Raw genomic sequence first — 25,689 nt, 5'->3', positions numbered from 1 at the left:
CTCAGAGCTTCGTGATCGGGGCGACCTTGATGAGCAGCTTCTTCGGGCCTGCGGTGTCGAAGCGGACGTGGGCGACGCGCTTCGCGCCCTCACCGGTCACCATGTCGACCTTGCCCTCGCCGAAGTCGTCGTGACGGATGCGGTCGCCCGCCGCGAGCTCCATGTCACCGTTGTCGCGGATCTTCGCCGGGATGCGGTTGGCGAACTTCGCGAGGGCATCGGACTTCTCGCGCTTCGGCAGCGGGACGAGGTCGTCGCCGTACCGATTCGATCCGGATCCGCCGAACCGGGAGCCGCCTCCGGGCCGGCCGTTCAGCGCGCGCGACGGCATCCCGCCGCGCGAGTTCACGTCGCCGGGCGACTGGCGCCAGTCGATCAGCTCGTGCGGGATCTCCTGCAGGAAGCGGCTCGGCATCGCGGCCGAGACCTCGCCGAACTGCGCACGGGTCATCGCGAGCGAGAGGTGCAGACGCTTGCGCGCCCGGGTGAGCGCCACGTAGAACAGACGCCGCTCCTCCTGCGGTCCGCCCGGCTCCCCCGCCGAGATGCGGTGCGGGATGAGGTCCTCTTCGACGCCGGTCACGAAGACGGCGTCGAACTCGAGGCCCTTGGCCGTGTGCATCGTCATGAGCGAGACCGAACCGCTGGCGTCGTCGAGGTCGTCGGCATCCGACACCAGCGTCACTTCGGTGAGGAAGTCCAGCAGCGTGCCGTCGGGGTTGTTGCGGGCGAACTCGCGCGTCACGGCGACCAGCTCGTCGAGGTTCTCGACGCGCGCCTCGTCCTGCGGGTCCTTCGAGATCCGCAGCGCGTCGTAGTAACCGGACTTGTTGAGCAGGACGCGGAGCCCGTCGGTCACCGACGTCGACGGCGCGATCTCCCCCGAGCTGGGCAGCATGATCTCGGATGCCTCGACGAGGACGGCATCCAGTTCGGCGATGGCCTTCTGCACCTTCGCTCCGACACCGAGCGCCGATGCGTTCGCGAGGGCGTCGCGGAAGGTGATGCCCTCGGATGCCGCGTACCGGGCGATCGCGGTCTCGGTGACGTCGCCGATGCCGCGACGGGGCCGGTTCAGAATGCGGCGCACCGCCATCTCGTCGGCGGGGTTCGCCACCGCGATGAGGTACGCCATGGCGTCCTTGATCTCGGCACGGTCGTAGAACTTCGTGCCGCCCATGATCTTGTAGGGCACGGCCGAGCGGATGAAGATCTCCTCCAGCGCGCGGGACTGCGAGTTCGTCCGATAGAACACCGCCACCTGCGAGTAGTCGACGCCCTTGCGGTGCAGAGCCTCGATCTCGTCGGCCACGAACTGCGCCTCGTCGTGCTGCGAGTACCCGGTGAACCCGATGATCGGGTCGCCGTCGCCGACGTCGGTCCAGAGCTTCTTGTCCTTGCGGTCGAAGTTGTGGCCGATGACGGCGTTGGCCGCCGACAGGATGTTCTGGGTCGAGCGGTAGTTCTGCTCGAGGAGCACGACCTTCGCCCCCGGGAAGTCCCGCTCGAACTCGCTGATGTTGCGGATGTCGGCGCCGCGGAACGCGTAGATCGACTGGTCGGAGTCGCCGACCACGGTGAGCGACGCGCCCTCGATCTCGGGCGCCTCGTCGGGCTCGAAGATCATCATCCCGCCGCTCGAGAACGCGTCGCCCGCCTTGCTCACGACGGGCCGGGTCAGCTCGTGGATGAGGGCGTACTGGGCGTGGTTGGTGTCCTGGTACTCGTCGACGAGGACGTGGCGGAACCGCTTGCGGTACACGTCGGCGACGTGCGGGAAGGCGCGGAAGAGGTAGACGGTCTGCGCGATGAGGTCGTCGAAGTCGAAGGCGTTCGCCTTCTGGAGCGAGCGCTGGTAGTCCGCGAAGATGTCGACGAAGACCCGCTCGGCGGGATCGCTCATGTTCGCCTGCCGGGCGTAGGACTCGGCATCCGCCAGCTCGTTCTTGAGTTTGGAGATACGCCCCTGCACGGCAGCGGGGGTGAACCCGAACGAGTCGCCCTCATGCTCCTTGACGAGACGCTTGATGAGCGCGCGCGAGTCGCCGGAGTCGTAGATCGTGAAGCTCTTCGTGAACCCGAACTGGTCGGCCTCGCGGCGAAGGATGCGCACGCACGCGGAGTGGAACGTCGAGATCCACATGCCCTGGGCGTTGTCGCCGACGAGCTGACGCACGCGTTCGCGCATCTCGCCCGCGGCCTTGTTGGTGAAGGTGATCGCGAGGATCTGGCTCGGGTAGGCCTCGCGCGTGCGCATCAGTGACGCGATGCGCCGGGTCAGCACGCTCGTCTTGCCCGACCCCGCACCCGCGACGATCAGCAGGGCGGGCCCCCGATGCGTGACCGCTTCGCGCTGCGGCGGGTTGAGGCCGGCGAGGAGGTCCTCGTCGGGGCGGGAATCGCCCGCGGGACGGGGCGCTCCGGCGCCGACGATGACGGGCTTGATGGAGTCGCTCATGTCCCCACGAGTCTACGTTCGACTGCCGACATCGACTCCCGGCATCCGTCCGCAGCGCGATCAGGCGAGCGCGTCGGACACCCGTCGCGAGATGTCGGTGATGCGCCCGAGCGTGGCGGCGACCCACAGACCGGGCTGATCATGCGGGTCCTCGGCGGCATCGGGGGCGGGTAGGGATGCCGCATAGGCGTCGACGGCGCGCCACGCGGCATCCGTTCTCGCGGTCATCTCGTCGTCGACGGGTGGGGTCGCCATCAGCTCCGCGACCCGGCGGAGCGCGTCCTCGAGCCGAGCGGGGTCGCCGTGGCGCGCGTCGAGCCGCTCGTGCTGGGCGAGCACGTCGAGCAGGTCGCGGGTCAGGTACGTCGCCCGTTCGAGCCCCCACCACCGCTGCGCGTTCTCGTCGTGCACACCGCCCACGCCGCGGGCGCGGAGGTTCGCCCGCTCGGAGCGGGATGCCTCGTCCACATCCGCCGCGACGGCGATGGCCATCTCGGCCAGCGCCTCGCCATCCTCCTTCAGACTCTCCGCGTCCGGCGCCCCTTTCGCCGCGGAGTCCGCCGCGCGGTCGAGTGCGGCGGTGACGGCGGCGCGCAGCTCGGACAGCCGGTCGCGCGCCGACTGCAGGTACAGCGGCGGCACGAGGACGAAGTTCGCCACGACGCCGATCAGGACGCCGAAGGCCATCGTCGCGAGGTAGGACGTCGAGAAGCCGTCCGGGTCGTTCTTGCTCAGCAGCAGCACGAACAGCCCGGCGAGGGCCACCCAGTCCCGGCCGACGCCGAGGGCACGGATGCCGCCGAGCGCCACACCGACCAGGACCACGACGCCGAGCGCGACGATGCCGGGCGCTCCCGCCGCCACGATGGCGAGGCCGCCGAAGCCGATCGCGATGCCGCACGCGAGTCCGATGAGGGACTGGATGCCGGCGCGCGCCGAGTCCGCGACGGTCGGGTACATGCTGACCAGGACGCCGAGGGGCGCGTAGTAGGAGTAGTCGGCGTCGGCGAAGGGCACGATGGGCGCGAAGAACCAGGCGATCGCCGCCGCGACCGCCGTCTTCAGCGCGAGGATCAGCCGTCGCGACGTGAAGACGTCACCGCCGGCCCTGCGGAGGCGCAGTGCCAGCTGCGCGGCGGTCAGTCGCGGGGTGGTGCGGGGCATCCCGGCACGGTAGCCGCGGCGAGGTCGTGCGCGCCGCCCCCTTGCATCCGCGCGTGCGAGCTCGTACGACGCGGGTCAGCTGGCGAGGGTGCGCGACCGCGTCGGGAGCGCCGGTCGCGGTGCGGCCGACAGCGTACGGTGCGGCACGGCCGCCAGGTGACGCGCCGACACGATCGGGGCGAGGGTGCGGTCCGCGCGGGAGCGGGGCCGCAGCATCCCCACCGCGAAGACCGCGGCGAGCGCGGCGGGACCGATCGGACCGGCGACCGCGACGAGCGATCCCGAGACGAGGACGGCGCTGACCGCGAGGAGCGGGACGAGGACGAGCTCATCGCGCAGCAGGCCCGCCGTCGCGCCGACGCCCCGCTGCGAGGTCGTCTTCGGCGTGACCCAGAAGGTCGCGCGCCGGCCGAGGGCGGTGCGGATCACGGCGCCGAGCACGACGAACGTGGTCGAGGCGTAGAGGAGACCTGCGGTCAGGGCGAAGGCGACGCCGGCAGCGACCCGTTGCGCGCGGGCGCGGCGGACCGCCTCGGGAAGGAGCGGAGCGGATGCCGCGAACGCCGACACGAGCATCACCCAGAGCGGCGGGGGCGTGCCGGTGCCGGCGAGCGCGGCGCCGGTGACGAGGGTCGCGGCTCCCGCCAGGGCGGTCACCGGGACGAGGGCCGTCTCGAGCGCGAGGTCGAGGCCTTCCCGGATGCGGAGCCCCCGCATCCGGCCGGGGCGGCGCAGGAACTCGACCGCCCCCTCGGCGGTCTTCCGCATCTGCACACGGAACGCGGCGTAGTCGATCGGGTAGTCCTCCGTGAACGCGACATCGGCGTCGACGATCCGCCACCCGCGGCGGCGGAGCCGCACGGTCATCGCGAGGTCTTCCGCGACGGCCTCGGGGAACCCGCCGACATCCTCGACGGCCTCCGCACGCACGAGCGCACCGCGCCCGAGGAAGGCGGTCACCCCGTGCGCTCCTCGACCGCGCCGGGTGACACCGAGGTGGGTGGCCAGCAGCGGCCCGAAGTAGCGGGCGAACCGGGTCCGACCGACGGATGCCGCCGGTGACGCCTGCGCGACGGCCACCGTGGGGTCGGCGAGCGCGGCTCCGCAGACCCGCGCCACCCCGGCGTCGAGGACGACGTCGCTGTCGCAGATCAGGTACGCGTCGTAGCGGCCACGCAGGCGCGCGAGCCCGGCGTTCAGGTTGCCCGCCTTGAAGCCGGAGCGCTCGGTGCGGCGGATCACGTGCCAGCCGTGAGTCGCGGCGAGCGCATCGACGCGCGCCACCGTCGCGGCATCCCTCGAGTCGTCGAGGAGGACGACGTCGACCGGGACGTCCTGGCGGGAGCTGCGGACGACCGCCCGCTCGTCGAGGTCGTCGCAGATGCAGACCAGCAGGGCGATGCGCTCCGCCCCCCGCCCGGTCGCGGGCGGCGGGATCAGCGCGGGCGGCGATGAGCGCAGCCACAGCGCGACCGCTCGCCCGCCCGCGATCCAGGTGAGGGCGCTCGCGGCCGCGAACGCGATCGACAGGGGGGTCCCCTGGCCGACGGCCCAGAGGAAGAGCGGCACGCCGAGCCCGATCCACACCGCCACGACCAGCGCTGTCGATGCGCGACTGCGGAGACGAGAAATCACATACGGAGTATATGTATACGAAGCATTGATTTCCCCAGGAGTTTCCGCGAACCGTCGCATCCGGTCGGAGACGTGCACGGGGAAATACATGACCACATCCCATCATCGGGGACATCCGGCCGGCATCATCCGAAAGAGGTATCAAGAAACGAAGCACCAAACCCCGCCGGAGTCAACCCGCCAGACCTGAGACTCTCGGAGCCCTACGTTCGACGGTGTCGTCGTACCCGGGCGACGTGTGGACGGACGCGCAGCGTCCGCAGTAGCAGCAGGAGTCGCCGTGACCGAACCCTCCGACGAGCCTGTGACCACGGGCATGCTGGATGGGCGGTACGTCCTCGGTCCGTGCGTCGGTCAGGGCGGGATGGCCCGTGTGTATCGAGCCGAGGACGTGATCCTCGGCCGCACCGTCGCGATCAAGATCATGCGCACCGAAGCCGAGAACCCGGCGATCCTGCCGCGAGCCCGCACCGAGATGTCTCTGCTCGCCTCGTTGAACCACCCCTCGCTCGTGACCCTGTACGACGCGAAGATCGTGCCCGGCCAGCCGGAGTACCTCGTGATGGAGTTCGTCGAGGGCGAGTCGCTCGCCGCTGCTCTGCACGATGGTCCGCTGGATGCCGCCGAGACCGCCGGCCTCGTCGGCGAGCTCGCCTCGGCGCTCGACGTCGTGCACCACTCAGGCATCGTCCATCGCGACGTGAAGCCGTCGAACGTCCTCCTCGCACCGTCGCCCGTGCCCGGCCGCAGGCACTGGGCGAAGCTCGCCGACTTCGGCGTCGCCTACCTCGCCGACAGCACGCGCCACACGACCCCCGGCACGGTCATCGGGACGGCCGCCTATCTCGCCCCCGAGCAGGTCCGCGGTGAACCGGCCGGCCCGCCGGCCGACGTGTACGCGCTGGGCCTGCTCACCCTCGAGACGATCACGGGCGAACGGGCGTTCCCCGAGGCGTCGGGGATCGGCCGGGTCATGGCCCGCCTCGTGCAGACGCCCGAGATCCCCTCGTGGCTCGGTCCCGACTGGTCCGGCCTCCTGGGCGACATGATCGCGCGGGACCCCGCCGATCGTCCGACGGCGGGACAGGTGGCGTATCGCGCCCGGTCCCTGCCGACCGACATCGTCCGGATGCCGCGGGCCGCCCTCCCCACGATCGATCAGGAGACGCAGGCCCTCGACGTCGCTCCGGTCGCCGCCGTCGGCGCGGTTCGGCCCCTCGAGCCCTCTGCCGTCACGGTCGCGGCACCGGCGGCATCCGATGTCGTCACCCGTTCCGCCGCGCGTCGTTCGGCCAAGGCCGCGCGGCGTCCACGCCGCGCGCGGGTCTGGATCCTCGCCGGCGCAGCGGCCGCCATCGCCGTCATCCACCTCATCGCCTTCGGGGCGTGGTGGGCGGACGGCACGCCGGGCGGTCGCCCCGCCCCCGAGGAGACGATCAGCGAGCCGACTGCGCCCGCTCCCGCTGAACTCGTCTCGGACGAGGGCGAGACCGCGGTCGTCACCCTCGACGCGACAGATGAGGTGATCCCGCAGGCCACGCCTGCGGCGACCGATCCTGCCACGGCGACCACCGAGACGACGACAGACACGACGACGACGACCTCCGAGACGTCCGGCTCGGCGAAGGGCAACTCCGGCTCGGCGAAGAAGTCACCCGGGCAGGCCGCTCAGGAGAACGCGAACCCGAAGGCCAAAGAGCACGCGAACGAGAACTCCGCGGTCCACGGCGGGAAGACGAAGGACAAGGGTAAGAAGGACTGACCGCCGTCACGCGACGACACGTCGCGTCATCTCCGGTCATCGGCCGGAGGGATGTCCGCCGTCCGGGATAGCGTGACGTCATCGCGACGGTCCGGGTGGTCCCGGGCACCGGGTCATACCGGATGTGCAGCGGGTTCGACTCCCGCCGTCGCGTCTGCACGCGAGAGGGGCCATGTCGGTCCCGGCCTCGCTACGCTCGATCCGTGAGTGCACCGAGAACGATCACCCGTCTGCTGCTCGGGGCGGGGCTGGTCTTCACCGGCACCGCTCACCTGACCTTCGCGCGCGACGACTTCGTCGCCCAGGTCCCGCAGTGGCTGCCGCTCGCCACGGACTTCGTCGTCGTCGCCTCCGGGATCGTCGAGATCGCGCTCGGTCTCGCCCTGCTGATCGGACGGTATCGCGTCGCGGTCGGATGGATCGTCGCAGCGTTCTTCATTGCGATCTTCCCCGGGAACATCGAGCAGTTCGTCCGGGGCACCGATGCCTTCGGGCTCGACACCGACCTCGCCCGCGGCATCCGCCTGCTCTTCCAACCGCTCCTCGTCCTCGCCGCCCTGTGGTCGACCGGCGCGTGGGCAGCCTGGCGCGCCCGACGCCGAGGTCCGGACGACCGGGATCAGACGCCCGCGTAGCGTTCGCCGACCGGGACCTCGACCGCCAGGACGTTGCCGGGCTGAGCGAGCGGGCAGGCCCACGCCGGGTCGTAGGCGCAGGACGGGTTGTAGGCGAAGTTGAGGTCGAGCACGATCGTGCCGGCCTCGGCATCCGTACCGAGGTCGGCTCCCTTGATCGTGTCGATCAGGTACCGACCTCCGCCATAGGTGCCGTCCGGCTTGCCCGCCAGCGCGTCACGCACAGGGATGAACAGCCCGCCGCCGTATGTCGTCAGGCGCCAGACGTCGAGCGTCCCCACGTCGGGCAGGTCGACGACGGCGACCCGCTCGAAGGGAACCACCCCGTCCGTCCCGGTTGCGAACTCGAACCCGCCGGGCTCCGTGGGCAGCAGAGGCAGCTCGAACCGCCACGCCGGGTCGTAAGGGGCGACCGGGACGGAGTCGAAGTCCGCCCGGTGCTCCGGCAGGATCGGCGTCGCGGGGTGGTGCGCGAGCAGCTCGTTACGCCCGTGCTGCCACAGTTCGTGGCCCGCCTCGGGATGTGGCGCTGCCCGGACGTCTGCGTAGAGGGCGAAGACGCGTCGGCGCCAGTCGACGACGTCCAGGGCGGTCCGAGCGGCCGAAGGGATCATCGGCTCAGGTTACGCGCATCACAGGAACAGGCGACCCCCTCCCCCGAACCGGGGGAGGCGCGTAGCCTCGCCGCAGGAGGTCCCCTCATGCGCACATCTCGCTCAGCCGCCGCGGTCACCCTCCTGTGGGCAGCCCTCATGCTCGCCGCGTGCGCGACGGAAGGACCCGCCATGCCCGCCCCCGGCGAGAACCCGACCTCGAGCCGCCCGCCGTTCCGCACGGCGAGCCCCGCCCCTCTCGGGCCGACCGGTTCGGCCGCGGACCTGCCGCCGGCGAAATGGGACGCCCTCCTGGCCGATCTCTCGGCCCGCGGCGTGACGGGCGAGCCGGACGTCGTCTCCGCCGAGCGCGTCCAGTTCTCGAGCGGCGCCCTGGGCTGCCCCGCCCCCGGCATGTCCTACACGCAGGCGCTCGTGGACGGGTACCGCGTCGTCGTCCGAGTGGACGACCGCACTTTCGACTACCGTTTCGGCACCGGCGACGAGCCTCGACTCTGCGAGCGCTGACGACGGATGCCGAAGAGGGCGGCGCGTCCATCGACGCACCGCCCCCTCCGTGACCTTCGCGATCGCTACTGGGTCTTCACCAGCAGCGCCTCGTCGGCGCCCGACTCGTTGTCGACCACGACCACCATCGCGCCGAGCGGCTTCTGCGCGGCGTAGGCGCCCGCATTCGTCCGCACCGTCACCGAGGCGGTGCCGCCCTTCGGCACGACCTCGTACTGGCCGTTGCTGATGGCGGGCTTGCTCGGGTCGTACGTGGCCGTTCCGGCGAACGAGTCGCTGCCGTCGGTCGTCCCGCTGAAGGACTGCACCGTGTAGGCGAACGGCCCCGTGATGCCGAGGTCGGCGAGGTTCACCGGCAGCAGGATCGTGCTGCTGTCGGTCGGAGCCTGCGCGAGGTACCCGCTGGGTGCCAGCTCGCCGGTCTTGACGTTCTGGACGAACACCTCGGCCACCCCGTCGACGTCTCCGGCGCGGACCGCGCCCGAGTCGTATGACAGGACCACCCAGTCGGGCTTGCCGTCGCGGTCGGAATCGATCACGACGTCGAACTCGTTGGATGCCGCATTCGACCAGCGCGAGTGCGTGTTGATCGCGAAGACGGCCAACTGGTCGCCACCCGCCGTCGCGAACGACTGCACGCCGGCGGCCCGGAGGTCGTACCCGGTGTCGGCGATCGCCTTCGGGGCATCCTTCTTGTCCGACAGGCCCCACGTGTAGACGTCGGCCGCCGCATCCAGAGCACCCTTCGCGTTGCGCAGCTCGAGGGTCCGGTCGGCGTCGGTGACGCGACCGCGCGACGTGAGCGAACCCTTCACCGACACGTCGCTGTTGGAGCGCGGGACGAGCAGGTACGGCACGCGGAGGGTCGAGCCGGGCGCCGTCAGGACGACGTCACCGGAGACCTCCGAGAACGAGAACTGGTCGTCGCCCGAGAGCGAACCCGGGATCGAGGATGCCGGGATCGAGACCGCGACGCGGACAGACGCCGTCTTGCCTGCGGCGACGGTGACCTTCTTCGAGCTCACCGTGAGCTTCGCCTTCAGCGACTGCGCGGACGGCGCGGTCGAGACGGCGAACGTCACCGGCTTCTTGCCGTCGTTGCGGACCGTGACCCGCTTCGAGCCGGTGATGGTGCCGTCCGACTCGTCGAAACCGAAGCTCAGCGCCGCCTCGCGGACCTTGCCGCTCTCGGTCGTGAAGCTGTCTCCGGTCGCCGTGACCTTCGTGGCGACCGCCTGCGCCGTGTCGACGAGGCCCACGCCGCCGCGGGTCGGGTCGATGCCGTCGACACCCTCCGGGTTCGCGGTCGACACGAGCGCTGCCGAGATCTGCTCGGAGTTCCAGCTCGGGTGCGCCTGCACGGTGAGCGCGGCGACGCCGGCCACATGCGGGGCAGCCATCGACGTGCCCGACAGGACGCTGGGGGCGCTTCCGGTGCCGACGGCGACCGACGAGATCGACACGCCGGGGGCCGCCACGTCGGGGCTGATCGAGCTGTCGCCGCTGCGCGGACCCGACGAGCTGAACGACGCGTAATTGCGGAAGGCCGGGTTCGCGATCGTCTTGCCCTTGATCGTCACGGCTGCGCCGTTGACGAAGGCCGCGCCGCTGGAGGAACGGACACCCAGGAACGGGATCGTCACGTCGTAGGGCGTGCCGTCGTCCGGGTTCTCGTCGATCGTTCCTTCGTAGGGCGGGAGGTCGTCGGTCGAGTTGACCATGACAGCCGCCTTCGCACCCGCCTGCTGGGCGAAGATCGCCTTCGCCGCACGCGCACACGTGCCGCGCTGGGAGACCGCGATCTGGTTGCCGCCGCTCTTCACGCCGACGCGGGTGTAGTCGGATGCCGCGCACCCGAGCGCCTCGTTGGCCGTGGTCGCGGGGTCGTCGGTGAGTCGGACGACGGTCAGTGTGCCGAGACCCTTGAGCGAGGCGCCGTTGGCGTTGATCGCCTCGACTGCCTTGCCGCCGACGGTCAGCTGCGCGCCGGGGAAGGTCGCGGTGCTGTCGACCGCCGAGACGGCGATCACACCGTCGCCGCTGCCGGGCGAGCCGGTGAGGTACGGGCTCGGGCCGGAGTTGCCGGCCGAGGCCACCACGACGACGCCGGCGCCGACGGCGTTGGCCGCAGCCACCGCGCTCGGGTCGTCGCCGCGTCCGAACGAGGAGCCGAGCGACATGTTGATGACGTCCATGCCGTTGTCCACGGCCCAGTCGATGGCCTGGATGGTCATGTCCGTCGAGCCGTCGCAGCCGAAGACGCGCACGGCGTAAAGGTCGGCCTGGGGGGCGACGCCGGGGCCGATGCCGAAGTCGACGGACGGGGTCGACGCGTCGTACGGGCCCTTGTAGGTGGACCCGTCGGGCAGAACGCCCGAGCCGGCGGTGGTGCCGGCGACGTGCGAACCGTGGCCCTCGCAGTCGAGGGGGTTCGCGTCGGGCTTGGGGACGAGCGCGTCGCCCGTGCCGCCGGCGTCGTAGGCGTCGCCGACGAGGTCGATGCCGCCCTTGACGCGGGGAGCCTTGGGACCGAACAGGGCCGGGTCGGCCGGCTTGTCGGATGCCGCTGCCGCTGCCTTGTACGCGTCGACCGTCCCCGGGCCGCCGAAGCCGGCGTGGGTGTAGTCGATGCCGGTGTCGATGATGGCGACCTTGACGCGCTTGCCCGTGTAGCCGGTGCTCTCCCACACCTGGGGAACGCCGAGGAACGGCACGGAGACGGCGTTGTCGAGTTCGTGCGTGACGACGGGGTGGACGGCGACGACGCCGGGGAGCGCAGCGACGTCATCGAGCTGCGCGGTGGGCACGGTGGCCTGGATGCCGTTGTAAGCGGACTGCATCTGCGCGCGGATCTTCCCGCCGCGCTCGGTGATCCCGGAACGGATCTTGTCCTGGGCAGCCTTGAGGTCCTTCTTGACGTCGGTGCGCTCGCTCTTGCTCAGCGAACGGCCTTCCTCGGCCTCGACGACGGCGACGGGATCGCCCTCCATCTCGATGACGACCGAGACCTGGCGATCGGGATCGATCGAAGCAGCACGGAAGGAGCTGTCGATCGCTCCCGCCGACGTGCTGCGGTCGAAGCGTGCAGTGGGGTCTTCATCGGGGGTCGCGGCGAGAGCCGCGGTCGCGGGCAGCGAGAGCGCGAGGACGCCCGCGACTGCCAAGATGCGTCGGTGCAAAAGGGGACCGCCTTTCCTTCTGGGAAGAGCGCTCGGCGGGGCTGTCGCGGAACATCCCAGTCGGATGCCGCAGCCGAGGCTGATTGGAGGCTATGCACCCCCTGACGATCTCCCAAGAAGAATGTGCGCAGATGAGAGGATCCTCACGCGCGGCTCAGGCGATGCGCGTCCCCGGGGGCAGACGCCGCGCCGGCGTGCGGGTCCGCGAGACCGCCCACCACAGCAGGAGGGTCGCGACGATGACCTGACCGCCCAGCCCGATGAACCAGCTGGGCACGGTCGAAGCGACGACCTCCTCCGCCGTCGGTCCGTTTTGCTCGGGGTCGCACTCGTCGTACACGTAGTCGAGATCCGGGGCGACCTGGGCCTGCCGGACGGCGTACTTCGTCTGACCGAACAGGTCGTCGGGATACCCGTCGACGGTGAACCCGCTCGGTGTCGCGTCGGCGAGGATGACGAAGGGGTTCGCGGCGAGGATCCACCACACGTAGTCGAAGCGGGGGATCCGAGAAGTCGTCGGCGGCCCCTCCTCCTCGCAGACCTGCTGCGACAGGTCGCTGGCGCAGTTCGTGGTTCCGTCCTCGCAGACGGGCGCGCCGGTCGTCGGATCGTACTGCGCCGTCAGGTAGCGCTCCGTGCGCTCGGAGGCGATGCTCGAGCCGATCAGCCCGAAGGCGATCGGGGTCCCGATGGTGAGGGCGGCGACGACGAGGTAGGTGGCCGCGACCGAGAAGAGCGGGCGGGCGAGGACGCCGCTGAGCGCCGTGCCGAACGCGGCGACGACACCGGTCTCGGCGACGAGGATGGCGGTCGATGCGAGGACCGTGATCGGTTCGACTCCGCCGCCGAACGTCGCGATGACGAGGAAGGGAACGGCGACGGCGGCGAACGTCAGTCCCGTGAGCCAGGCCGCCAGGAACTTCCCGAGCACGATCTCGGTGGTCGTGGCCTGGGTTACCTGCAGGGGCGCGAGCGTCGCGGCATCCCGGTCGCCGTTGATCGAGTTCCCGCTGAGGGTCGGCGAGACGAGGACGATGAGCAGCAGCGTGACGAGGACGACGACGGAGTAGACGCCGGGCCCGGAATCGTCCAGATACGAGAAGGAGAGGAACGAGAGCGCCGTCGTTCCGACGAGGACGACGGCGAAGACGCCGAGCAGGACGTACCAGGAGATCGTCCGGATGCGCTGCGTGAGGTCGAGGCGGGCGATGGTCCACAGGCGAGAGGTGTTCATCGCGCACCTCCTTCGAGGTCGAGGAAGGTGTGTTCCAGGATGCCGCTGGCCGCCGAGAACTCCGCGACCGGGAGCCCCGCCGACACGAGGGCGGTGAGACCGGCCGCCGCCGCGGCATCCCCCTCGAAGCTGACGAGTACGTCGCGCCGATCGACCGGCAGCGTCGCCACGTCGAGTCCCAGCGCCTGAGCGACGGGGAGGGCTGCGGAGACGCCGTCCCGGTCGGCGAGGCGGATCCGCCACGTCCGCGCGCGACCCGCGGCTTCGGCGACGCGCTCGGAGCTGACCGTCTCGCCCTGCATCATGAAGACCGCGTCGTCGACGACCTCTTCGAGCTCGGAGAGGATGTGGCTCGACACGAGCACGGTGCGGCCTTCCGCGGCGAGGGCGCGCAGGAGGAGTCGCAGGTCGATGCGCGCCTGCGGATCGAGACCGGATGCCGGCTCGTCGAGGAGCAGCACCTGCGGGTCGTGGACGAGGGCCCGCGCGAGTCCGAGCCGCTGCTTCTGGCCGCGCGAGAGGACTCGGGCAGGAGCGTCGCCGAGCGTCTCGAGCCCCACCGTCGTCAGCAGCTCCGTGGCTCGGGAGGTCGCCGCGGCCGGGCTCAGTCCGGACAGCCGCCCGGTCACCGAGATCGTCTCCCGCGCCGAGAGGGACGGCCAGGCACCGAGACTGTCGGGCATCCAGCCGAGCTTCGCGCGGGCGGCAGCCGGCTCTGCGACGGGATCCACTCCCCCGATGCGGATCGTGCCGGCGTCGGGAGCGAGGAGGGAGGCGAGCATGAGCAGCAGCGTCGTCTTGCCCGCGCCGTTGGGCCCCACGAGCCCCGTGACCGCGCCCTCGGGCGCCTGGAAGGTGACGCCCCGGACGGCATGCACGTTCCCGAAGGACCGTCGCACCCCCTCGGCGACGATGCCAGCTGTTGTCATGCGCTCACCCTAGGGGGTGGCGGTGTCCGATCAGGGGCGGATCCGACCGACCCGGAAGTTCAGAAGGCCGAACACCAGCAGGAGGACGACGGCGACGACGGGTGCCCACAGCGCGACCGAGGGGCCCGCCGACTCGGCCAGCGAGCCCACGATCATGCTCGCGAGCGCCTGACCGACGACGACCGACGACCCGAGGACGGCCATGACGGTGGCCTCGCGCCCGCGCGGCGAGCGGGCGGCGGCGAGCGCGTAGAGCGTCGCAAGGGTGGGGCCGATGCCGCACCCGGCGAGCGCCAGTGCCCATCCCATCGACAGGACTCCCGTCGCACCGGCGGCGAGGACGGCGCCGACGAGCAGGATCGTCGTGAAGGCGATCCACCGCCACGCGAGCGCGAACCGGCGCGGCAGGAGCCCGACCCCGAGCGCGAGGATCGCCGACCCGATGCCCATGATCCCGTAGAGGATGCCGGTCTGCTCGGGGAATCCGCCGGCCTTGGCGAAAGCGGTCAGCGACGTGAGCATGGCCCCGAAGAAGAGCCCGGTCGCGAGGGTGCCGCCGGCGGCGAGCAGGATGCCGGGACGCGCGATGCGCCGCGCAGGTTCGCGGTCGCCCGCCTCGGACGCGTGACCGGCGGTGCGTGCCGTCGGATGCAACGCGAACGCGGTGACGAAGACGAGCGTCAGCGCCGCGGCCGCGAGCACGGGCGCGGCCGGAGTCGCGGCGATGGCGACGACGCCGACGAGGACGGGACCGAAGACGAAGACGATCTCATCGACGGCGGACTCGTAGCCCATCGTCGACTCCTGCAGCCGGCCGTGCGCACCCCGCGCCAACCGCATCCGGCCGATCGCGCCGACCAGGCGGGCGCGCGACATCGGCGACACCTGCGGTGCGGTCGCACCGGCGAGCACCGACACGAGCAGGAGCATCCCCTCGGGGGTGTCCCCGTAGGCGACGGCCACGAGCGCGACGAGGACGAGGCTCTGGACGAGTGCCGCGAGCAGAAGCACGGGGCGCTGGCCCCAGCGGTCTGCGGCGGCGCCGATGAGCGGGCCGGTGGCGATCGTGCCGAGCCCGACCATCGCCGAGGTGAGCCCGCCGACGGCGAGGGACCCGCGGGCGTCGACGACCATCGTCAGGACGCCGACGACGATCATCGCGTACGGCAGGCGTGCGATCAGGGCGATGGCGAAGTAGCCGATGCCGATGCTCGCCGCGAGGGTGCGGATCGGGCTGTCGCGTTCCACCGGGCGCACCGGCGTCGAATCGGTGAGGGGCAATGTGTGACCTCCGTGCAGACGAGGCGTCGTGCCGCCTTGACTCTCCACGGATCAGGTAGTTACACGGGGTGCTGACGCACCGGCATCCATTCTACCGATCGGCACCTGAGCGTCCGAAGAACGCGACCCCCAGGTCCGGGTGGTCGACGAAGACCCCGTCGACGCCGGCATCCGCGATGCGCCGCCACTCCCCCTCCCAGTCCCCGAACGCCGCATCGGTGGTCCCGCACCGGAAGGACGGTGAGAGGAACGCGTTCTCGGGTCGACACGTCCACGTGTAGACGTCGAGCCCGCGGCGATGGGCTTCGGCCACGACACCGTCATCGCCGCGCGGATCGTCGAGGATGAGGCGCTTGTCGAGGCTGATGCCGTCGACCTCCCGCGCCAGCCGGTCGAGGCCCGCCCCGGTGAGCTGCTCCGCGTACGTCGGCGCGTCGGGCCCCTGGGCGGCGAGGAGATCGTGCGCGCTGCCCTCCGCCTCGAGCAGATAGATGAAATGAGCCCGGATGCCGCGGTCCCGCATCCGCTGCAGGATGTGCTGTTCGAACGACTCGATCACGAGCGGCCGCACACCGCTGTCCCACCCCGCGCTCCGCAGTTCCGCCGCGAGGAGGGCCGCTACGTCGTGCCCGAGCGAGGCGAAGTAGGTCGCGTGCTTGATCTCGAGGACGACCCCGATGGCCCGTCCCTCGCGGTCGCCCGCCGTGGCGACCAGGTCGAGGAGCGTCCGCAGCCGAAGGATCGGATATCGGTCGTCGAAGTCGGCGCTGCGTGTCCGGAGCTTCGGCAGACGTTCCCGACATCGCAGAGCTGCGAGCTCCTCCCAGGTGAAATCCTCGACGAACCAGCCGGTGTGGTCGCTGCCGTCGACCCGCTTGGTGGTCCGGCGGGACGCGAACTCGGGATGGTCGGCGACGTCCGTCGTCGAGCCGATCTCGTTCTCGTGACGGATGACGGCCACGCCGTCCTTCGTGAACACGACGTCCGGTTCCACGGCGTCGACGCCCAGGTCGAGGGCGAGCTCGTACGAGGCGAGGGAATGCTCGGGACGATAGCCGGGGGCTCCGCGGTGGCCGATGATGAGCGGACGGCTGCGCGACATGCGCCCAGGCTAGCGAGCGGACCGGGATCGGCCGCTGTCGTGCGCCGTCACCAGATGACCCTCATAGTCCTCTCACAGCGGGGGTCCCCACCCGCGGAATGACGGTCCGATACGCTGGATCGACAGCACAGCGCTGTGAGTCGACTTTTGGAGTGAGACACACAATGGCAGCGTCCGGCAATTTTGCCTTCAACAATCCGGTCTTCCAGGAGCAGCGCCCCGGCCTGACTCCCCCGGCAGCCCAGACGAACTACGCGGCAGCCTCGCACCAGGCCGCCGACGTCGCGTCGAACGCCCAGCTCGAGGGGATGTACGCGGCTCCGACCGCCTCGTCCGCCGCCACGGGCCGCATGACGGTTGAGGACACCGTCCTCAAGACCCTCATGCTCTTCGGAATCCTTCTGGTCACCGCCGTCGTCGGCTGGGTCTGGACGCTGGCTCCGGTGAGCGTCGAGAACCCGGTTCCGACGATGATGCCCTGGATCATCGGCGCCCTGGGTGGCTTCGTCCTCGCCCTCGTCATCTCGTTCACGTCGCGCAAGAAGGTCCGGCCCGCCCTGATCTTCGCCTACGCGGCCTTCGAGGGACTTTTCGTCGGTGGCATCTCGGCGTTCTTCGAGTTCATCTGGCCCGGCATCGTCATGCAGGCGACGCTGGCCACGGTCGCCGTCGTCGGAACGACGCTGGCACTGTTCGCGAGCGGAAAGATCCGTGCCTCTGCGAAGGCGACGAAGATCTTCATGATCGCGATGGTCGGCTACATGGTCTTCTCGCTGCTCAACCTCGTCCTCATGTGGACGAATGTCCTCCCCCAGGACATGATGTTCGGTCTGCACAGCGCGAAGATCGGGCCGTTCCCGGTGGGCCTCGTCATCGGCGTCCTCGTCGTCATCATGGCGGCGTACTCGCTGGTGCTCGACTTCGACCTCGTCCAGCAGGGCGCCCGCAACGGCGCTCCCCGCCAGTTCGGGTGGGTCGGCGCCTTCGGCATCATGGTCACCGTCGTGTGGCTGTACGTCGAGATCCTCCGCATGATCGCCATCCTGCGGGGCAACAACTGACCTCACGCAACGCGTAACGACGAAGGCCGTCCGGGTGACCGGGCGGCCTTCGTCGTTTCGGCGCACACCTCTCTCCGCGAGACTGCACGTGGGCCTCGAGACTGCGGCCCCGCACCGCGGTCTCGTCATACACGTCCAGTCTCGCCGCCCAGTGGTCGCTCCCCCGGTGCCGCCCGTCTGCGCGCGCCCGCCTCTCGTACACCGCGAGACTGCACGCGGCGCGCGAGACAGCTGCCCCGAGCCGCGGTCTCGGCGCGGGCGTGCAGTCTCGGTGATCGTGCGCCGCCCCCAGCGCGCGCCGCCCCGCGCGGCGACCCCGCCCGCCGGCACGCCGCGAGTCAGGACGGCAGCCGCAGGACCGCGACGGTGCCGCGCGGCGTGTGGGGCTCGAGCGAGACGCTCGCCCCATACGCCTCGGCGAGGGATGCCGCGTTGGAGAGGCCGATGCCCGTCCCCGGGATCGCTGCATCGTGGGCATAGGGGGCCCGGTAGAACCGTTCGAAGGCGTGGACGCGCTCCTGCTCCGTCATCCCGACGCCCTCATCAGCGACGGTCACGACGATGTCGCGTCCGTCCTCGTGCGCCGAGACGACGACGTCCCCGCCGTCGACCCGAGTGAACTCGACCGCGTTCCGCAGCAGTTCCTCGAGGATCGAGGCGAGATCGCGCACGGCGATCCGGGCGGCACGCTCGGGCATCGCTCCGATCTGGATGCCGATCCCACGCTCCTTCGCGCGGGCCGCCACCTCCGTCACGGCATGCTTGACGACCGGTCCGACGTGCGAGGCACCGGAGCGGGCCTCGACGTCCCGCGTCGTTTGACCCGCGGCGATGAGACGTTCGACGAGGCGCAGCAGGCGCTCCGCGGAGCGTTCCACCGCCTCCCAGCGCTCGGTCTCAGGGGAACCGTTCATCAGAGCGATGTCGGTATGACCCAGGATGACGGTGAGTGGCGTGCGGAACTCGTGGCCGACGGTGCTCAGGAATCGGTCGCGGACTTCGACGGCGTTGACGAGTTCGGTGACGTCCTGACCGACGATGACGATGCCGACCTCGTCGCCACCCGCGACGACCGGACGGACGATGACCTGCATGACGCGACGCGGATCGCCGCCGAACTCGACGGTGCGGGGCGCCGCGAAGTCGCCGGAGCGGACGCGCTCGACGAAGTCCGCCGACGTCGCTTCGAGCGGCATCGAGGGATCCGCCCGCCAGATGAGCGACGCGAAGCCGTCCCGGTCGACGTCGTCGATCCCGGACCTGCCACTGATCTCGGCGGCGACGGCGTTCAGAAGGATGGGCCGCCCGTCCGATCCGAAGACCGCGACGGCGTTGTCCGTCGCGTCGAGCGTCGCCCGCAGCATGGCGGTGTCGCGCCCCGACAGACGCATCGCATGCTCCAGCTCCGTCGAGACGCCCTGCATCGTCTCCCGCATTCGGGCCAGGTGCCGCGCGATGATGCCGACGGTGACGGCGACGAAGGCCGAGAGGATCGGCAAGGCCAGGATCGACACGATGTCCTGGACACCTTGGATGCCGCTGGTGGCCAGCACCTGCACGAGGGGTCCGAGCGCGGTCAGCAGGACGCCTGCTGCGGCGAGGGCAGGGGGGAACGCGAAGGCGAGCCACCCGAGCGGGAAGATGATGAGCATCGACGCCGAGGGCAGCACATCGACGCCGGCGTCCCTCACCGGCACGCAGGCCACGATCTGCAGCAGCGGCACCACCGCGAGCCATCCGGTGTGCCGCGACGGCTGCACGAGCCAGATCGCGGTCATCGCCGCCGTGCTGAGCACGATGACGCCGAATCCGGCGAGCAGTAACGGAGTGACCCGCTCGCTGTCGATGGTCCCGAGGATGAGCACCACGATGAGGCTGGCGGCGGCCAGGACGAACTGCGCGTACGGCTGCGTGCGCGAACGCTCGATCAACGCCTCACCCCCTCCTCAGACGGTGGTGCAGAAAGGGGCTGGGTCCCGCGCTCACTCTGATGGTGAGGGACGGGCTGTGTCAAGAGGCGGCGGAGTGCACCGTCACGGGGGTGACCCCCGTGACTCACTCCCACTCGATGGTCCCCGGGGGCTTCGACGTGACGTCGAGCACCACCCGGTTGACCTCGCGCACCTCGTTCGTGATGCGGTTGCTGATCTTCGAGAGCACGTCGTAGGGCAGTCGCGTCCAGTCCGCCGTCATGGCGTCCTCGCTCGACACCGGACGGAGGACGATCGGATGCCCGTAGGTCCGGCCGTCGCCCTGAACACCGACGGAGCGGACGTCGGCGAGCAGCACCACGGGGCACTGCCAGATCTCGCCGTCGAGGCCCGCCTTCGTCAGCTCGGCACGGGCGATGGCGTCGGCGTCACGCAGGATCTCGAGACGGTCAGCGGTGACCTCGCCCACGATGCGGATTCCGAGGCCGGGCCCCGGAAACGGCTGGCGGCCGACGATCGCTTCGGGCAGCCCGAGCTCACGACCGATCGCACGGACCTCGTCCTTGAAGAGGGTCCGGAGCGGCTCGACGAGTTCGAACTGGAGGTCCTCCGGCAGGCCGCCGACGTTGTGGTGGCTCTTGATGTTCGCCGTGCCGGCGCCGCCGCCGGACTCGACGACGTCGGGGTACAGCGTGCCCTGCACGAGGAACCCGATGGGATCGCCGTCCGCGGCAGCCTCGGCGATGAGATCGGACTGCACCTTCTCGAAGGCGCGGATGAACTCGCGGCCGATGATCTTGCGCTTCTGCTCGGGGTCGCTGACGCCGGCGAGGGCATCCAGGAACGTCTCCCGGGCGTCGACGGTGATCAGACGCACGCCGGTCGACGCGACGTAATCGTTCTCGACCTGCTCGCGCTCGCCCTTGCGGAGGAGACCGTGGTCGATGAAGACGGCCGTCAGCTGATCGCCGACCGCCTTGTGGACGAGCGCCGTCGAGACCGCGGAGTCCACGCCGCCGGAGAGCGCCGAGATGACGCGGCCGGTGCCGACCTGCGCACGGATCTTCTGGATCTGCTCGGCGATGACGTTGTCGCTGTTCCAGTCCGCGGGGAGGCCTGCGGCCTTGTGCAGGAAGTTCTCGATCACGCGCTGGCCGTGGTCGGAGTGCTTGACCTCGGGGTGCCACTGCACGCCGTAGAACTTGCGCACGTCATCGGCGAAGGCGGCGACGGGGGTTGCGGCGGTCCGGGCGAGCACCTGGAAGCCGTCGGGTGCGGCGCTGACCTGGTCGCCGTGGCTCATCCAGACGTTCTGGTCGACCGGCTGTCCGTCGATGAGCACGTTGTCGGTGACGATCGTGGCATCCGTCGCACCGTATTCGCGCAGTCCCGTGTTGGCGACGTCACCGCCGAGCGTCTTCGCCATGACCTGGAAGCCGTAGCAGATGCCGAGGGTCGGGATGCCGAGGTCGAAGACGCCGGCATCGAGCTGCGGCGCGCCCTCCTCGTACACCGAGGACGGGCCGCCCGAGAGGATGATGCCCACCGGGTTCTTCTCGGCGATCTCCGAGGCCGTCGCGGTGTGCGGGACCAGCTCGCTGTAGACGCCGGCTTCGCGGACGCGACGGGCGATCAGCTGCGCGTACTGGGCGCCGAAGTCGACGACCAGGACGGGGCGCTGGGAGGTTTCGGTCTGCTCTGTCACCGGGTCTCCGTGGGGGTCTCGAGGGGGGTGGATGCCGCGGCTTCACGCGTGGCCAGGTACTCCCTGACCTCGCGCGCGACCTTCGACTCCATGAAGAAGGACAGGAGGGGCACGATGCCCCCGAGGGCCAGGACGATGAAGCGCGGGAAGCGCCAGCGCATCAGGCTCCAGACGCGGAAGCACGCGAAGAGGTACACGACGTAGAACCAGCCGTGGACGATGAGGATCGCGAGCGAGATGTTCACGCCGTCGCCCGTCGACACGATGTCGCACGTGCTGCTTCCCGGGACGAACAGCGAGTACCACTCGCAGTCCGGGCTCGGGATCGCGGTGGCGAACCACAGCAACCCGCCCGACCCACCCGCGAAGAGCTCGACGTGCAGGGGCGTGTACTTGAGGACCATCTCGGTGACCAGCAGGAGCAGGCCCACACCGGTGATGATCGAGGCGATCTGGTAGAACTTCAGGGCGCCGCGGATCGCCGGAAAAGAGGCGAGTTTGGGCTGAACGGGCATGGCTTCCAGTCTACGGGCGCGAAGGGAGCTGCTCAGCCGCGTCGGAGTCGGGATCGCCCTCGGTGAGAAGTTCGACTTCCTTCTCCCACGCATCGCGCGCGAGTCGGTACCACATGTAGAACGCGAAGCCGGCGAACACCGCCCACTCGATGGCGTAGAAGATGTTGAGCCAGTTGACCGAGGACAGCTCCGTCGGAGCGGGCGAGTGGATCTCCTGCAATCCCCCGAAGGCCTCGGACGACACGAGGTACGGACGGTAGACGTCGATCCCCTGCGCATCGCTCCACTGCGAGAGCAGCGCAGCGGGCGACATCGCCGCGATCTCGAAGGGGCTGCCGCTCCGCGGCGGTTCCTTCGCGCCCTCGTCCGAGATGAGCCGGCCCGTCAGGTCGACCTTCTGCGGGGCATCCTCGTTCAGAGCGGATGCCGCAGCATCCGCCGCCGATCGATCCGCGGTGAACCCGACGGCCACCGCCAGCGACGTCGGACCGTCCACACCCGGCGTGGCCGGGTCGACACGGAACTGACCAGCCACCCAGAAGCCGGGCTCGCCGTCGTCGTAGCGCGACGTGACGACGCGGAAGTCTCCCGCGACGAAGGATCCGGACACGTCGACGCGCTGCCCGACGAGGGGTTCCGCTAGATAGACGCCGGGGGCGACGACGTCGCCCAGGGGGCGGACCTTCTCCGTCGCGCCGGCGGCGGGAGGGTTCGTGTCGATCGCGTTGCCGAGCTGCCACTGCCCGAGCCACGCGAAGATCCCGGCGACGAGCAGGGCGAGGCCCAGCATCCCGATCCAGAAGGGTCGGACCATGACTTCCCGCAGCGTCGGCGGGAAGACGTCGGGGACGTCGTCGACGGCGGGAGTGGTGGTCATCAGTGGGACGACGCGTACGGCGCGACAACGACCTCGACGCGCTGGAACTCCTTGAGATCGGAGTATCCGGTCGTCGCCATCGACTTCCGCAGTGCGCCGATGAGGTTGGCCGTTCCGTCGGCGACGGGGGCCGGGCCGTACAGGATCTCCTCGAGCGGCGAGACCTGTCCGACCTCGACGCGCGTGCCGCGCGGCAGCTTCGCGTGGTGCGATTCGGGTCCCCAGTGGTAGCCGCGTCCGGGGGCGTCGGTGGCGCGGGCGAGGGCGACGCCGAGCATGACGGCGTCCGCGCCCATCGCGAGCGCCTTCACGATGTCGCCCGAGGTGCCCACCCCGCCGTCGGCGATGACGTGGACGTAGCGCCCGCCGGACTCGTCGAGGTAGTCGCGACGCGCACCCGCGACATCCGCAACGGCCGTGGCCATCGGCGCGTGCAGGCCGAGCGTCGCACGGGTGGTGGATGCCGCTCCCCCACCGAATCCGACGAGGACACCCGCCGCGCCGGTGCGCATGAGGTGCAGGGCGGCGGTGTAGGTCGCCGCGCCTCCGACGATCACGGGGACGTCGAGGTCGTAGATGAACTTCTTGAGGTTGAGGGGCTCATCGACGCTCGAGACGTGCTCCGCCGAGACGGTGGTGCCGCGGATGACGAAAAGGTCGACGCCCGCCGCGACGACGGTCTCGTAGAGATCCTGCGTGCGCTGGGGGGTGAGCGCGCCGGCGACGGTCACGCCGGCGGCGCGGATCTCCGCAAGACGATCGCGCACGAGCTCGGGCTTGATCGGCGCCGAGTACAGCTCCTGCATGCGACGCGTCGCTCCGTCCGCCGGCAGCGCAGCGATCTCGGCCAGGAGCGGTTCTGGGTCGTCGTACCGGGTCCAGAGCCCCTCGAGGTCGAGCACACCGAGTCCGCCGAGCTGGCCGAGCATGATGGCCGTCCGAGGGCTCATGACCGAATCCATCGGTGCGCCCAGGACAGGGATGCCGAAGCTGTAGGCATCGATCGACCAGGAGGTCGAGACGTCCTCGGGGTTGCGCGTGCGCCGCGAGGGCACCACAGCGATGTCGTCGAAGGCGTACGCGCGACGCGCGCGCTTGGCGCGGCCGAGCTCGATTTCCATGGTCACCATCCCAGCCTACCGTCGAGCCCTCTCCCCTGCCCCGCCCGTCAGCGGACTCGGCTCACGCGCTGCTCGTCCCAGACCGGCGCGTCCGATTCGTACACCTCTCCGTCGGAACCGAAGACGACGAAGCGATCGAAGGATCGCGCGAACCAGCGGTCGTGTGTCACGGCGAGCACGGTGCCCTCGAACGACGCCAGGGCGCTCTCCAGTGCTTCGGCGGACACGAGGTCGAGGTTGTCCGTCGGCTCGTCCAGCATGAGCAATGTCGCCCCCGAGAGCTCGAGCAGGAGGATCTGGAAGCGCGCCTGCTGGCCTCCGGACAGCTGATCGAAGGCCTGTTCCGCCTGCGCGACGAGCCCGTAGCGGTCGAGTGCCGAACTGGCGGCGTCCCGCGGCATCCCGTTCCGATCGCTGTCCCCGCGGTGCAGGATGTCGAGCAGGGTCCGGCCCGTGTATTCGGGATGCTGGTGGGTCTGCGCGAACCAGCCGGGCACGACGCGGGCCCCGAGGCTGACACGGCCGGCGTGCTCCACTCGCTGGAGGGCCGATCCCGCGTCGGTCACATGGCCCAACAGCGCATCGGGGTCGGTGCCGCCGCCGGCGAGGAGGCGAAGGAAGTGGGACTTCCCCGACCCGTTGGAGCCGAGGACGGCGACCCTGTCGCCGAACCACACCTCCAGATCGAACGGCTTCATCAATCCGCTCAGCTCGAGGGATTCGGCGACCACGGCCCGCTTTCCGGTCCGGGCGCCTCGCAACCGCAGGTCGAGACGCTGCTCGATCGGGCGGGCTTCGGGCGGTCCCGCATCCTCGAACCTCCGCAGCCGCGTCTGAGCAGCGCGGTAGCGAGACGCGAACTCGTCGCTCGCTGCCGCTTTCACCTTCATGTCCGCGACGAACTTCTTCAGGGCGGCGTGCTGCTCATCCCACCGTCGGCGCAACTCGTCGAGCCGCGACATCCGTTCCTCGCGGGCTCGGTGGTACGTGCCGAAGCCGCCGCCGTGCACCCACGCGGAACTGCCTGCCGGGCCGGCCTCGAGGGTGACGATGCGGTCCGCCGCACGGGCGAGGAGTTCGCGATCGTGCGAGATCAGGAGCACGGTCTTCGCTGTTTCGCGGAGGCGCGCCTCGAGCCAACGCTTACCGGGTACGTCGAGGTAGTTGTCGGGCTCATCGAGCAGCAGCACCTGATCCGTGCCACGCAACAACGCCTCGAGCGCCAGGCGCTTCTGTTCTCCGCCCGAGAGGGTGACGAGCTCCCGGTAGCGAGCACGATCGAACGGGATGCCGAGGGCTGCGATCGTGCAGGTGTCCCACACGGTCTCGTACTCGTAACCACCGGCATCGGCATAGTCGGCGATGGCGCCGGCATACCGCATCTGTGACTCGAGGGAGTCGTCCATGATGACGGCGTTCTCGGCGTCCTCGAGTTCTCTCGCCGCCTGGGAGATGCGAGCGGGCGCAACCGCGACCAGCAGATCGTGGACGGTGCTGCCCGCAGCGCCGTGGCCGATGAACTGGTCCATGACTCCGAGTGCACCATCGATCGTGACGACGCCCGCATGCGGGGACACGTCGCCCCGGACGATTCTCATCAGGGTGGACTTTCCGGCACCGTTCTGGCCGATGAGGGCCGTCGTCTTCCCCGACGGCACCCGAAAGGTGACGTCGTCGAGGAGTGGGCGCCCGTCGGGCAGAGAGAGTGAGACGTTCTGAACGTCGATGTGCGACACGAGATGGTCCTTCCGCTCCGAGAGCGGAGCCGACCAGTTTATCGGAATGTCGCTGTCCCCGAAAGGAAAAGTGCACGTTAACCACGAAAGCCCCGACCAGCATTGGTCGGGGCTTTCGATCGAAAGAAGTCCGGCGGTGTCCTACTCTCCCACAGGGTCCCCCCTGCAGTACCATCGGCGCTGTGAGGCTTAGCTTCCGGGTTCGGAATGTAACCGGGCGTTTCCCTCACGCTATGGCCGCCG

At 70.2% G+C, this 25,689-nt stretch carries 19 protein-coding genes and 1 rRNA gene; 4 read left to right on the top strand and 16 right to left on the bottom strand.

Annotation, left to right across the window (positions count from 1 at the left end):
- Position 1: 1 nt before the first annotated feature.
- From Q9S78_RS06900 to Q9S78_RS06890, 3 genes are all read right to left on the bottom strand, one after another.
- Positions 2-2,458 (bottom strand): ATP-dependent helicase, encoded by a 2,457-nt coding sequence (locus tag Q9S78_RS06900; RefSeq protein ID WP_311869747.1) that lies wholly within the window; start codon positions 2,456-2,458, stop codon positions 2-4.
- 60 nt (positions 2,459-2,518) lie between these two features.
- A complete protein-coding gene (locus tag Q9S78_RS06895) occupies positions 2,519-3,622 on the bottom strand; it encodes an FUSC family protein (protein WP_311869744.1) in 1,104 nt (367 codons plus the stop codon).
- A gap of 75 nt (positions 3,623-3,697) precedes the next feature.
- Positions 3,698-5,257 (bottom strand): glycosyltransferase family 2 protein, encoded by a 1,560-nt coding sequence (locus Q9S78_RS06890; RefSeq protein ID WP_311869742.1) that lies wholly within the window; start codon positions 5,255-5,257, stop codon positions 3,698-3,700.
- Positions 5,258-5,537: 280 nt separating this feature from the next.
- Between Q9S78_RS06890 and Q9S78_RS06885 the strand changes: the two genes are divergently transcribed.
- Both Q9S78_RS06885 and Q9S78_RS06880 read left to right on the top strand, forming a co-directional pair.
- Positions 5,538-7,019, top strand: coding sequence for a serine/threonine-protein kinase (locus Q9S78_RS06885; protein ID WP_311869739.1), 1,482 nt, complete (start codon positions 5,538-5,540; stop codon positions 7,017-7,019).
- A gap of 203 nt (positions 7,020-7,222) precedes the next feature.
- Complete coding sequence (locus tag Q9S78_RS06880) at positions 7,223-7,654, top strand: DoxX-related protein (RefSeq protein ID WP_116228494.1); 432 nt, start codon at positions 7,223-7,225, stop codon at positions 7,652-7,654.
- On the opposite strand, the gene Q9S78_RS06875 is transcribed toward Q9S78_RS06880, so the two are convergent.
- Positions 7,639-8,268 (bottom strand): DUF1684 domain-containing protein, encoded by a 630-nt coding sequence (locus Q9S78_RS06875; protein WP_311869735.1) that lies wholly within the window; start codon positions 8,266-8,268, stop codon positions 7,639-7,641. The genes Q9S78_RS06880 and Q9S78_RS06875 overlap by 16 nt on opposite strands.
- A gap of 87 nt (positions 8,269-8,355) precedes the next feature.
- On the opposite strand from Q9S78_RS06875, the gene Q9S78_RS06870 reads away from it, so the two are divergent.
- Positions 8,356-8,775: a DUF8738 domain-containing protein gene (locus tag Q9S78_RS06870; RefSeq protein ID WP_020096620.1), complete on the top strand. Its 420-nt coding sequence runs from the start codon at positions 8,356-8,358 to the stop codon at positions 8,773-8,775.
- A gap of 65 nt (positions 8,776-8,840) precedes the next feature.
- Here Q9S78_RS06870 and Q9S78_RS06865 read toward each other — a convergent pair whose 3' ends face one another.
- From Q9S78_RS06865 to Q9S78_RS06845, 5 genes are all read right to left on the bottom strand, one after another.
- Complete coding sequence (locus tag Q9S78_RS06865; protein WP_311869733.1) at positions 8,841-11,939, bottom strand: S8 family peptidase; 3,099 nt, start codon at positions 11,937-11,939, stop codon at positions 8,841-8,843.
- A 169-nt stretch (positions 11,940-12,108) separates the two neighbouring features.
- Positions 12,109-13,188, bottom strand: coding sequence for an ABC transporter permease (locus Q9S78_RS06860; protein WP_311869730.1), 1,080 nt, complete (start codon positions 13,186-13,188; stop codon positions 12,109-12,111).
- Positions 13,185-14,117: an ABC transporter ATP-binding protein gene (locus Q9S78_RS06855; protein WP_311869728.1), complete on the bottom strand. Its 933-nt coding sequence runs from the start codon at positions 14,115-14,117 to the stop codon at positions 13,185-13,187. Before Q9S78_RS06855 ends, Q9S78_RS06860 begins: the two co-directional genes overlap by 4 nt.
- A gap of 30 nt (positions 14,118-14,147) precedes the next feature.
- Positions 14,148-15,398 (bottom strand): MFS transporter, encoded by a 1,251-nt coding sequence (locus tag Q9S78_RS06850; RefSeq protein ID WP_020096616.1) that lies wholly within the window; start codon positions 15,396-15,398, stop codon positions 14,148-14,150.
- 91 nt (positions 15,399-15,489) lie between these two features.
- Entirely contained in the window at positions 15,490-16,500 is a 1,011-nt protein-coding gene (locus Q9S78_RS06845; protein ID WP_311869724.1) for a glycerophosphodiester phosphodiesterase family protein, read from the bottom strand.
- A gap of 164 nt (positions 16,501-16,664) precedes the next feature.
- Between Q9S78_RS06845 and Q9S78_RS06840 the strand changes: the two genes are divergently transcribed.
- Positions 16,665-17,561 carry a Bax inhibitor-1/YccA family protein gene (locus Q9S78_RS06840; RefSeq protein WP_020096614.1) on the top strand — a complete coding sequence of 299 codons (897 nt, stop codon included), beginning with the start codon at positions 16,665-16,667 and terminating at the stop codon, positions 17,559-17,561.
- A gap of 338 nt (positions 17,562-17,899) precedes the next feature.
- On the opposite strand, the gene Q9S78_RS06835 is transcribed toward Q9S78_RS06840, so the two are convergent.
- The 7 genes from Q9S78_RS06835 to rrf all read right to left on the bottom strand — a co-directional run.
- Positions 17,900-19,492, bottom strand: a complete 1,593-nt coding sequence (locus Q9S78_RS06835) for a sensor histidine kinase (RefSeq protein ID WP_311869721.1) — start codon at positions 19,490-19,492, stop codon at positions 17,900-17,902.
- A 124-nt stretch (positions 19,493-19,616) separates the two neighbouring features.
- Complete coding sequence (gene guaA / locus Q9S78_RS06830; RefSeq protein ID WP_311869718.1) at positions 19,617-21,197, bottom strand: glutamine-hydrolyzing GMP synthase; 1,581 nt, start codon at positions 21,195-21,197, stop codon at positions 19,617-19,619.
- Entirely contained in the window at positions 21,194-21,712 is a 519-nt protein-coding gene (locus Q9S78_RS06825) for a DUF3817 domain-containing protein (protein WP_018188922.1), read from the bottom strand. The genes guaA and Q9S78_RS06825 overlap by 4 nt, the downstream gene beginning before the upstream one ends.
- Before the next feature lie 10 nt (positions 21,713-21,722).
- Positions 21,723-22,589, bottom strand: a complete 867-nt coding sequence (locus Q9S78_RS06820) for an SURF1 family cytochrome oxidase biogenesis protein (RefSeq protein WP_116228485.1) — start codon at positions 22,587-22,589, stop codon at positions 21,723-21,725.
- Positions 22,589-23,710 (bottom strand): GuaB3 family IMP dehydrogenase-related protein, encoded by a 1,122-nt coding sequence (locus Q9S78_RS06815; RefSeq protein WP_018188924.1) that lies wholly within the window; start codon positions 23,708-23,710, stop codon positions 22,589-22,591. Before Q9S78_RS06815 ends, Q9S78_RS06820 begins: the two co-directional genes overlap by 1 nt.
- A gap of 47 nt (positions 23,711-23,757) precedes the next feature.
- A complete protein-coding gene (locus tag Q9S78_RS06810) occupies positions 23,758-25,446 on the bottom strand; it encodes an ABC-F family ATP-binding cassette domain-containing protein (protein WP_311869714.1) in 1,689 nt (562 codons plus the stop codon).
- 128 nt (positions 25,447-25,574) lie between these two features.
- Positions 25,575-25,689 (bottom strand): 5S ribosomal RNA (rrf, locus tag Q9S78_RS06805); the annotation flags it as partial.

The sequence above is a fragment of the Microbacterium aquilitoris genome (genome assembly GCF_031932285.1).
GTDB lineage: Bacteria > Actinomycetota > Actinomycetes > Actinomycetales > Microbacteriaceae > Microbacterium > Microbacterium aquilitoris.
Note: the sequence above shows the minus strand (reverse complement) of the source record. Positions and strands in the feature narration are given on the sequence as shown.